6 protein-coding genes are annotated in these 11,034 nt (G+C 50.3%); all 6 read left to right on the top strand.

The window, feature by feature from the left end:
• The first annotated feature begins 233 nt into the window (after positions 1–233).
• A complete protein-coding gene (gene rpoB, locus STRDD11_RS07535) occupies positions 234–3,800 on the top strand; it encodes a DNA-directed RNA polymerase subunit beta (protein ID WP_128836794.1) in 3,567 nt (1,188 codons plus the stop codon).
• A gap of 39 nt (positions 3,801–3,839) precedes the next feature.
• Positions 3,840–7,487, top strand: a complete 3,648-nt coding sequence (rpoC, locus tag STRDD11_RS07530; protein ID WP_128836793.1) for a DNA-directed RNA polymerase subunit beta' — start codon at positions 3,840–3,842, stop codon at positions 7,485–7,487.
• A 503-nt stretch (positions 7,488–7,990) separates the two neighbouring features.
• The gene (gene wecB / locus STRDD11_RS07525) at positions 7,991–9,151 is read left to right on the top strand and encodes a non-hydrolyzing UDP-N-acetylglucosamine 2-epimerase (RefSeq protein WP_128836792.1); all 1,161 of its coding nucleotides are present in this window, start codon (positions 7,991–7,993) and stop codon (positions 9,149–9,151) included.
• On the top strand, positions 9,144–9,932 hold the full coding sequence (locus STRDD11_RS07520; RefSeq protein WP_128836791.1) for a hypothetical protein: 789 nt from the start codon (positions 9,144–9,146) through the stop codon (positions 9,930–9,932). The genes wecB and STRDD11_RS07520 overlap by 8 nt, the downstream gene beginning before the upstream one ends.
• Before the next feature lie 9 nt (positions 9,933–9,941).
• Positions 9,942–10,085 (top strand): hypothetical protein, encoded by a 144-nt coding sequence (locus tag STRDD11_RS07515; RefSeq protein WP_128836790.1) that lies wholly within the window; start codon positions 9,942–9,944, stop codon positions 10,083–10,085.
• On the top strand, positions 10,078–11,034 hold a 957-nt coding region (locus STRDD11_RS07510), incomplete at its 3' end, for a glycosyltransferase family 2 protein (RefSeq protein ID WP_241209359.1). The genes STRDD11_RS07515 and STRDD11_RS07510, both read left to right, overlap by 8 nt.

Raw genomic sequence — 11,034 nt, 5'->3', positions numbered from 1 at the left:
AAACGCAGTTTGTGCCAAAACAGTGCTTTGAGTAATCAGCTGCCATATCAAGAGTTTTTTACCAAAACAAAGCAAGACTGAAGGACTTTTTATACGGTATCTTCCCAAAGATCCATCCCTCTGCGAGCGAGGACACAGCCATCATGGGAGTCTGTCTCAGCCTCTTCATCGATTTCCTATTTTTCTTTCGATTTTTAAACGCTCTCGTATCTTAATCACAAAGGAGTAAAAACTTGGCAGGACATGAAGTTCGATACGGGAAACACCGTACCCGTCGTAGTTTTTCAAGAATTAAGGAAGTTCTTGATTTACCAAACTTGATTGAAATTCAGACCGATTCATTTCAGGATTTTCTGGATCATGGCTTGAAAGAAGTGTTTGAGGATGTGCTTCCTATCTCAAACTTTACCGACACCATGGAGTTGGAATTTGTCGGCTATGAAATTCGTGAGCCTAAGTACACACTGGAAGAAGCCCGCATTCACGATGCCAGCTATTCAGCGCCGATTTTTGTAACCTTCCGTCTGATTAACAAGGAAACTGGGGAAATCAAGACACAGGAAGTCTTTTTTGGCGACTTCCCAATCATGACCGAGATGGGGACCTTCATCATCAACGGCGGTGAGCGGATTATCGTATCTCAGCTGGTGCGCTCTCCAGGGGTCTATTTCAATGACAAGGTGGATAAGAACGGCAAAGTGGGCTATGGTTCAACCGTTATCCCTAACCGCGGTGCTTGGCTGGAGCTGGAAACAGACTCCAAAGATATTGCCTACACCCGTATTGACCGGACACGGAAAATTCCGTTTACGACCCTGGTCCGTGCGCTTGGTTTCTCTGGAGATGATGAAATCTTTGACATCTTTGGGGACAGCGATTTGGTCCGCAATACCATCGAAAAAGACATTCATAAAAATCCGATGGATTCCCGTACAGATGAAGCGCTGAAAGAAATCTATGAGCGCCTGCGTCCAGGTGAGCCTAAGACGGCCGAAAGCTCTCGCTCTCTGCTGGTGGCGCGTTTCTTTGATCCGCACCGCTATGACTTGGCAGCAGTCGGCCGTTACAAGATTAACAAAAAACTGAATGTCAAGAACCGCCTGCTCAACCAGACATTGGCGGAGCCTCTGGTAGATGCTGAGACGGGAGAAATCCTGCTGGAAGCTGGTACAGTTATGACCCGCAGTGTCATTGACGGCATTGCAGAGCAGCTGGACAGCGGTCTCAATAAAATCACCTACATTCCAAACGATTCCGCTGTTTTGACTGAGCCGGTAGAGCTGCAGAAGTTCAAAGTGATTGCTCCGACTGATCCGGACCGTGTGGTGACCATCATCGGCAATGCCAATCCATCTGACCGGGTGCGGACAGTGACTCCGGCTGATATTCTGGCTGAGATGAGCTACTTCCTCAACTTGGCAGAAGGCATCGGCCGCGTGGATGATATTGACCACTTGGGGAACCGCCGGATTCGTGCAGTGGGTGAACTTTTGGCCAACCAAGTCCGTCTGGGTCTGTCTCGGATGGAGCGCAATGTCCGCGAACGGATGAGCGTTCAGGACAATGAAGTGCTGACACCGCAGCAAATTATCAACATCCGTCCGGTGACAGCAGCCATTAAAGAATTCTTCGGTTCTTCTCAGCTGTCCCAGTTCATGGATCAGCACAATCCGCTGTCTGAACTGTCCCACAAGCGCCGTCTGTCTGCCTTGGGACCTGGCGGTCTGACCCGGGACCGCGCTGGCTATGAAGTGCGGGACGTGCACTATACCCACTACGGCCGTATGTGTCCGATTGAAACACCTGAAGGACCAAATATCGGCTTGATCAACAACCTGTCCTCTTACGGCCATCTCAACAAATACGGCTTTATTCAAACGCCTTACCGCAAGGTAGACCGCGAAGCGGGCGTGGTGACCAATGAAATCGTTTGGCTGACCGCTGACGAAGAAGATGAATTTATCGTAGCTCAGGCCAACTCTAAGCTGAATGAAGAGGGCGGCTTTGCAGAAGCGATTGTCATGGGACGCCATCAGGGGAATAACCAAGAGTTCCCATCAGATCAAGTAGACTTCATGGATGTGTCGCCGAAACAGGTAGTTGCCGTAGCGACAGCCTGCATTCCTTTCTTGGAAAATGACGACTCCAACCGGGCCCTCATGGGTGCCAACATGCAGCGTCAGGCGGTGCCTCTGATTGATCCGAAAGCGCCTTACGTCGGTACAGGTATGGAATACCAAGCAGCCCATGACTCTGGTGCGGCAGTCATTGCCCAGCATGATGGTAAGGTTACCTATGCAGATGCGGATAAGGTAGAAGTCCGCCGCGAAGATGGTTCGCTGGATGTTTATCAAATCACCAAATTCCGCCGATCCAACTCTGGGACAGCTTATAACCAGCGGACACTCGTCAAAGTCGGCGATGCCGTTGAAAAAGGCGACTTTATCGCTGACGGTCCTTCCATGGAAAATGGAGAAATGGCTCTGGGCCAAAACCCAATCGTTGCCTACATGACCTGGGAAGGGTATAACTTTGAGGATGCCGTGATTATGAGCGAGCGTCTGGTCAAGGATGATGTCTACACCTCTGTTCATTTGGAGGAGTACGAGTCAGAAACCCGCGATACCAAGCTTGGTCCTGAAGAGATTACCCGTGAAATCCCGAATGTCGGGGAAGACGCTCTGAAAAATCTGGACGAAATGGGGATTATCCGCATCGGGGCGGAAGTCAAAGAAGGCGACATCCTGGTCGGCAAGGTCACTCCGAAGGGAGAAAAAGATCTGTCTGCTGAAGAGCGTCTGCTTCATGCCATCTTCGGTGACAAGTCTCGTGAAGTTCGTGACACCTCTCTGCGTGTGCCGCACGGTGCGGACGGAGTGGTGCGTGATGTCAAGATCTTTACCCGCGCCAACGGCGATGAACTCCAGTCTGGTGTCAACATGCTGGTCCGGGTCTACATCGCTCAGAAACGGAAGATTAAGGTCGGAGATAAGATGGCCGGCCGCCACGGAAATAAGGGTGTCGTTTCCCGTATTGTACCTGTGGAAGACATGCCTTATCTGCCAGACGGAACACCGGTCGACATCATGCTGAATCCGCTGGGTGTGCCGTCCCGGATGAATATCGGTCAGGTTATGGAGCTCCACCTCGGTATGGCAGCCCGCAACTTGGGCATTCACATTGCGACACCGGTCTTTGACGGGGCTAGCTCAGAAGATCTCTGGGATACCGTCCGCGAAGCTGGTATGGACAGCGATGCCAAGACCATTCTTTATGATGGCCGGACAGGTGAGCCCTTTGACAACCGCGTATCAGTCGGAGTCATGTACATGATCAAGCTCCACCACATGGTTGACGACAAGCTTCATGCCCGCTCTGTCGGTCCTTACTCCATGGTGACCCAGCAGCCGCTGGGAGGGAAAGCCCAATTTGGCGGACAGCGTTTCGGGGAGATGGAAGTGTGGGCTCTGGAAGCCTATGGTGCTTCGAATGTCCTGCAGGAAATCCTAACCTACAAGTCCGATGATGTCAACGGCCGTCTCAAGGCCTATGAAGCTATCACCAAAGGCAAGCCGATTCCAAAACCAGGTGTGCCGGAATCCTTCCGCGTCCTGGTCAAAGAGCTGCAGTCTCTGGGGCTGGACATGCGTGTCCTTGATGAAGATGACAATGAAGTCGAGCTGCGTGATCTGGATGAAGGGGAAGATGACGATGTCATCCATGTAGACGACCTTGAAAAAGCGCGTGAAAAGGCTGCTAAAGAAGCCAAAGAAGCCTTCGATGCAGAAGGACAAGAATAATCATTCACACTGACTAGAAAATGAAGAAAGGTAAAAATAGTGGTTGATGTAAATCGTTTTAAAAGTATGCAAATCACCCTAGCTTCTCCCAATAAGGTCCGTTCATGGTCTTATGGAGAAGTGAAGAAACCTGAAACAATCAATTACCGAACCCTGAAACCGGAACGCGAAGGTCTCTTTGACGAAGTTATTTTTGGTCCGACCAAGGACTGGGAATGTGCCTGCGGCAAGTACAAGCGCATCCGCTACAAGGGGATTGTCTGTGACCGCTGTGGTGTGGAAGTGACGCGGGCCAAGGTCCGCCGTGAGCGCATGGGTCACATCGAGCTCAAAGCACCGGTTTCTCATATTTGGTATTTCAAAGGCATCCCCAGCCGTATGGGGCTGACGCTGGATATGAGTCCCCGTGCCTTGGAGGAGGTCATTTACTTCGCTGCTTATGTGGTGATTGATCCGAAGGATACACCGCTGGAGCACAAGTCTATTATGACCGAGCGCGAATACCGTGAACGCCTGCGCGAATACGGTCCGGGCTCATTCGTAGCTAAGATGGGAGCAGAAGCCATTCAGGATCTGCTCAAGCAGGTCGATCTGGAAGCGGAGATTGCAGTTCTCAAGGAAGAGCTGAAAACAGCTTCCGGCCAAAAGCGGGTCAAGGCTGTCCGCCGTCTGGATGTACTGGATGCCTTTTACAAGTCCGGAAACAAGCCCGAGTGGATGGTGCTCAATATCCTGCCGGTTATTCCGCCGGATCTGCGTCCGATGGTTCAGCTGGACGGCGGCCGCTTTGCGGCTTCTGACCTTAACGACCTCTACCGCCGGGTCATCAACCGCAACAACCGGCTGGCCCGTCTCTTGGAACTCAATGCTCCGGGGATTATCGTGCAGAATGAAAAGCGGATGCTGCAGGAAGCCGTTGACGCGCTGATTGACAACGGCCGCCGCGGCCGTCCGATTACGGGACCGGGCAGCCGGCCGCTCAAGTCTTTGAGCCACATGCTGAAAGGAAAGCAAGGCCGCTTCCGTCAAAACCTGCTCGGTAAGCGGGTTGACTTCTCCGGCCGTTCTGTTATTGCCGTTGGCCCAACATTGAAAATGTATCAGTGCGGTGTGCCGCGTGAGATGGCGATTGAGCTCTTCAAACCATTTGTCATGCGGGAAATCGTTGCCCGTGACATCGTGCAGAACGTCAAAGCAGCCAAACGCTTGGTCGAACGCGGTGATGAGCGCATCTGGGATATTTTGGAAGAAGTGATCAAGGAACACCCAGTGCTGCTGAACCGGGCACCGACCCTGCATAGACTGGGGATTCAGGCTTTTGAGCCGGTCCTGATCGACGGGAAGGCTCTGCGCCTGCATCCGCTGGTCTGTGAAGCCTACAATGCCGACTTTGACGGAGACCAAATGGCCATCCACGTGCCCTTGTCCGAAGAAGCGCAGGCGGAAGCCCGCATCCTCATGCTGGCTGCTGAGCACATCCTGAACCCGAAAGACGGAAAACCAGTTGTTACGCCGTCTCAGGACATGGTCTTGGGGAACTACTACCTGACTATGGAAGAAGCCGGCCGCGAAGGCGAAGGCATGATTTTCAAGGATAGGGATGAAGCGGTCATGGCACTCCGCAATGGCTATGTTCACCTGCATACCCGCGTCGGTATCGCAACGGACAGTTTGGCCAAACCTTGGACGGAAAAACAAAAACACAAGATCCTGATTACAACAGTAGGGAAGATTCTCTTTAACGCCATCATGCCGGAGGAGCTGCCTTATCTGCAGGAACCAAATAATGCCAACTTAACAGAAGGCGTACCGGATCAATACTTCTTGGAGCCGGGGCAGGACATCAAGGAAGCTATCAGCAAGCTTGAGATCAATGTTCCATTTAAGAAGAAAAATCTGGGGAATATCATCGCTGAAATCTTCAAGCGTTTCCGCACAACAGAAACTTCTGCCCTGCTGGACCGTCTCAAAGACTTGGGCTATCATCATTCCACCCTGGCCGGTCTGACAGTGGGGATTGCGGATATTCCAGTCGTTGAAGACAAGGCTGAAATCATCGAAGAGTCCCACAAGCGTGTGGATCAAATCACCAAGCAGTTCCGCCGCGGTATGATTACCGACGACGAACGCTACAATGCAGTAACAGCTGAATGGCGGGCGGCTCGTGAGAAGCTGGAAAAACGTCTGGTGGCTAATCAGGATCCGAAGAATCCAATCGTTATGATGATGGACTCCGGAGCCCGCGGTAACATCTCCAACTTCTCCCAGCTGGCCGGTATGCGCGGTCTGATGGCGGCACCAAACGGCCGCATCATGGAACTGCCAATCCTGTCTAACTTCCGTGAAGGTCTGTCCGTTCTGGAAATGTTCTTCTCCACTCACGGAGCCCGTAAAGGGATGACCGATACGGCCCTCAAGACAGCTGACTCGGGCTACCTGACCCGCCGTCTGGTGGATGTGGCTCAGGATGTGATTATCCGTGAGGACGACTGCGGTACGGACCGCGGCCTGCTCATCACTTCTATCACCGAAGGCAAGGAAATGATCGAGTCGCTGGAAGAACGTCTGAACGGCCGTTACACCAAGAAGACCGTGAAGCATCCTGAAACCGGTCAGGTGATTGTCGGGGCCAATGAGCTGATTACCGAAGACAAAGCCCGCGAAATCGTTGCTGCCGGCGTGACGGAGGTCACCATTCGTTCCGTCTTTACCTGCAACACTCGCCACGGTGTCTGCCGTCACTGTTACGGTATCAACCTGGCGACCGGTGATGCAGTTGAAGTCGGTGAAGCAGTCGGAACCATCGCTGCCCAATCTATCGGGGAGCCGGGTACCCAGCTGACCATGCGGACCTTCCACACGGGTGGAGTTGCCTCTAATACCGATATCACACAAGGTCTGCCTCGTGTCCAAGAAATCTTTGAAGCCCGCAATCCGAAAGGGGAGGCGGTCATCACGGAAGTCAAGGGTGAGGTTACCGCTATCGAAGAAGATGCATCAACCCGTACCAAGAAGGTCTATGTCAAGGGCACGACTGGTGAAGGAGAATATGTGGTGCCATTTACAGCCCGCATGAAGGTAGAGGTAGGCGACCAGGTCTCCCGCGGTGCTGCTCTGACCGAAGGGTCTATCCAGCCCAAGCACTTGCTGGCGGTTCGTGATGTCTTGTCTGTTGAGACCTATCTCCTTGCTGAGGTACAGAAAGTTTACCGCAGCCAAGGGGTAGAAATCGGCGACAAGCACATCGAGGTGATGGTCCGTCAGATGATCCGCAAGGTCCGTGTCATGGATCCAGGCGATACCGGACTGCTCATGGGAACACTGATGGACATTACCGACTTTACGGATGCGAACCGCGACGTGGTCATTTCTGGCGGTGTCCCTGCGACAGCCCGTCCGGTCCTGATGGGAATCACCAAGGCTTCCTTGGAGACCAACAGCTTCCTGTCTGCGGCTTCCTTCCAGGAAACAACGCGTGTCCTGACCGATGCAGCTATCCGCGGCAAGAAAGACCATCTACTCGGACTCAAGGAAAATGTTATCATTGGGAAAATCATCCCAGCCGGTACCGGCATGGCCCGCTACCGCAATCTGGAGCCTCAGGCTGTCAACGAGGTTGAAATCATTGACGAAATCGTTGCCTTGTCTGAAGGTGCAGAAGCAGATGAGACTCTTATCTTGAAATAAGAACAAGACTCTCTCTCGAATTTTCGAGAGGGAGTTTTTTCTTTTTTTGCAGCCTATAAATGCTTGCATACCTCAAAATATTATCCTATAATACAAGTAGGAGGTATTATTTTTTAGGCTGTGTCGTCTCATCAGAGAACAGGAGCCGTAACAATCATTTAACATAACTCTATATATTCATAGTGAATAAAAATGAAAAATGTAAAAAAGGAAAATACAATGAAAGCAGGCAGAGCATGGGCTGGCTGCTCTAAAATCAGTAGTTTATTATTGATTATTTGCAAAAAAATAGGCAAATTTCAGAAACTTTAAGTTACAGTTAAGTTAAGAACATTAAACTAATCTTAAATAAGTTACCAACGTGTAAATCAAAATTAAGAACGTATGAAAAAGCTGGAAATGCTTTGATTATAAAATTAGTTGATGGTAAAATATTGGTGGCTTAAGGACAAACTTTTTTTAGTAAAAAGTTATCACAATTATTTGATTGTTTGGTGAGGAAAATGCAGAAAACAAAAGTAATGGTCGTATTTGGTACGCGGCCGGAGGCTATCAAGATGGCTCCGCTTGTGATCGAATTGAAAAAGCAGAACCATTTGTTTGAGACAAAGACGGTAGTGACAGCGCAGCATCGTCAGATGCTGGATCAGGTATTGGAAACGTTTGGTCTGGTGCCGGATTATGACTTAGACATTATGGGGGCCAACCAAAGCCTGTCAGATATTACTGTCAAGATATTGAATAAGCTGGACGGGATTTTAAAAGAAGAAAAGCCGGACATCATGCTGGTGCACGGTGACACGACGACGACTTTTGCGGCCGGTCTGGCAGCTTTCTACAATCAGGTACGGGTGGGGCATGTGGAAGCCGGCCTCAGAACCTGGAATAAGTACTCTCCTTTTCCAGAGGAGCTGAATCGCCAGATGACGGATTCTCTGACCGACCTTTATTTTGCACCGACTGCAGACAGCAAGGCAAATCTGCTGAAAGAAAATCATCCGGAGGATCAGATTTTTATTACCGGCAATACGGCTATTGATGCCCTCAAGCTGACGGTCAAGGAAGGCTACCAGCACGAGGTGCTGCAGGCTGTCAATCCGGCTTCTAAAATGATACTGGTCACCATGCACCGCAGGGAAAATCAGGGGCAGCCGATGCGTCGTGTCTTTGCAACCCTGCGTCAGGTCGTAGAGGAACGGGAGAATGTGGAAATCATCTACCCTGTCCATCTGAGTCCGGCCGTTCAGGAAGCGGCCAAAGATATTCTGAGCGGCCATGAGCGAATTCACCTCATTGATCCGCTGGATGTCTTGGATTTTCATAATATTGCAGCCAAGAGTTACTTTATCATGTCTGACTCGGGCGGTGTTCAGGAAGAGGCGCCTTCTCTGGGCAAGCCGGTACTGGTCCTGCGGGATACGACCGAGCGGCCGGAGGGAGTGGCAGCAGGAACTCTGAAGCTGGTCGGAACAGAAAGCGATGCAGTCCGTCAGGCAATGGAGCAGCTGCTGGATGATGAGGCACTTTACCAGCAGATGGCTCAGGCCAGCAACCCTTACGGGGACGGTCTGGCTTCGCAGCGGATTGCTCAGGCGATTGCTTATTATTTTGATCAAAGGTCGGAGCGGCCGAAAGAATTTAAAACTGGAGTAGAAAATGTTTAGAAAAAGAGCACTGGAAGGCTCCTTGCTGCTGTTGGTATTGGCAGCGGCAGCAGTCCTTGTTTACAGTTGGTTTTTTGCAACAAGTATATTTTACGTTGTGGCAGCCTTGATTTTATTAGGGATTTTTAGTGTCTTTGTCCTGTCTGATCTGCTGGTTAGCTGGATCATGATTTTAGGTATCGTTTTTACAACGGTTATCCTCATCTTTGATGTGGCCTATCTGCCGGACAATGACATCTTTCTCCTGCTCTATACTTTCTCTGTCAGCGCTTGGCTGGCCAGCCGGGTCAATCACTATCTGCATGAGCGCTTTTCTTTGGTTCAGGATGATAGTGAGGAAGCGGCGGCAGATTATGATGAGCTGGTTCAGAAGATCCATTTGCAGGAGCAGCAGTCTTTTCAGGCTCTGCTGATTCACTGGACACACAATCGCCACTTTTTCCAAATCAATACCCATGAGTACAAGCGGATGCTGAAACAGATCCACCGACTGCTCAAATGGAGTTTTCAGGATGGCGAAACGCTTTACTATGTTTCAAATGGAAATTTTCTGGTTCTGACAAGCAGGACGGAACAGAATCTCAGGAGCCATTTCCAAGAGCGGGTGCAGGCTGACTTGATTACCATGCATTTCAAAAATAAGACCAGCCGGTCGCATATCCAGTTCCAGTCGGGCTATTTGGAGATTGATGCGGACAATGTTGATCGCTTCCATCGCTTTGAGGACGCTTTGAGCAATTTAGAGCGGCAGCTGGAAACGGATATTATCATTGAATATTAGGAGGATGCCATGTCTTTAACTGATTTCTTTTTTACGATTTCCATGACTCTGAGTTTCTTTTTTGCACTCAGTTTTGTGATTCTGTTCATCTTTTACTTGGTTATTTACAATCGGGTCAATAAAAACTTTAGGGCGGTGAAGCACCATGATTAGTCAAATTGTTATGATTATCACCCTGTTTTCTATCTGGATATCACTGGCTTGGGCCTTGGTCATTTTGGCTTCGGCAGTTCATTTCTGGATGAAACACAGTGATTTTGATGTAGACACCGGTCCTTTGGAAGACTATCCGATGGTAACGGTAGTGGTTCCGGCCCACAATGAAGATGTGGTGATTGCCCAGACCACCAAGGCCATTCTGGATCTGGAATATCCGCATGACAGAGTGGAGCTTCTCCTCTTTGCGGATAACTGCTCAGACAACACCTATCAGGAAATGCTCAAGGTGCAGGCACTGCCTGAGTATGCAGGCCGCGACATTACCATTACAGACCGTACGGGTACCGGCGGTAAGGCCGGAGTTCTCAACGATGCCCTCAAAATGGCTAAGGGGGATTACATCTGTGTCTATGATGCGGATGCCATGCCGGAAAAGAATGCTCTCTACTTCCTGGTCAAGAAGGTTTTGGAAGATCCAGAACGCCATGTAGCTTCCTTTGGGCGCAATAAAACCCGCAATGCCAATCAGAACTTCCTGACACGCTGTATCAATCAGGAGATTGTGGTTACTCAGCGGGTTTACCATGTGGGGATGTGGCATCTCTTTAAGATTGGCCGGATTCCGGGAACCAACTTTTTGATCAACACGGAGTTTGTCAAGAGTATCGGCGGCTGGAAAAACGGCGCTCTGACGGAAGATACGGAAATTTCTTTTAAAATTATGCAGAGCGGCAAGCTGATTGCTCTGGCTTACAATTCCGAAGCCTTTCAGCAGGAGCCTGAGACTCTCAAATCCTACTATATGCAGCGCAAGCGCTGGGCCAAGGGCAATTACGAGGTGGTGCTGGCCAATTTCAAGCACCTCTTTGGCCGCGGCAACTGGCGGGTCAAACTGGAAGTCTTTAACTATTCCTGTACCTTCTTCTGGTTCAATCTGGCCATT

The sequence above is a fragment of the Streptococcus sp. DD11 genome (genome assembly GCF_001578865.1).
Classification (GTDB): domain Bacteria; phylum Bacillota; class Bacilli; order Lactobacillales; family Streptococcaceae; genus Streptococcus; species Streptococcus panodentis.
This window is presented reverse-complemented; position numbering and strand designations above follow the sequence as displayed.

Bases quoted from the DNA above. Each gene is read 5' to 3' on its own strand.
- wecB (WP_128836792.1), top strand. From the start codon at position 7,991: ATGCAGAAAACAAAAGTAATGGTCGTATTTGGTACGCGGCCGGAGGCT.
- STRDD11_RS07515 (WP_128836790.1), top strand. From the start codon at position 9,942: ATGTCTTTAACTGATTTCTTTTTTACGATTTCCATGACTCTGAGTTTC.
- STRDD11_RS07520 (WP_128836791.1), top strand. From the start codon at position 9,144: ATGTTTAGAAAAAGAGCACTGGAAGGCTCCTTGCTGCTGTTGGTATTG.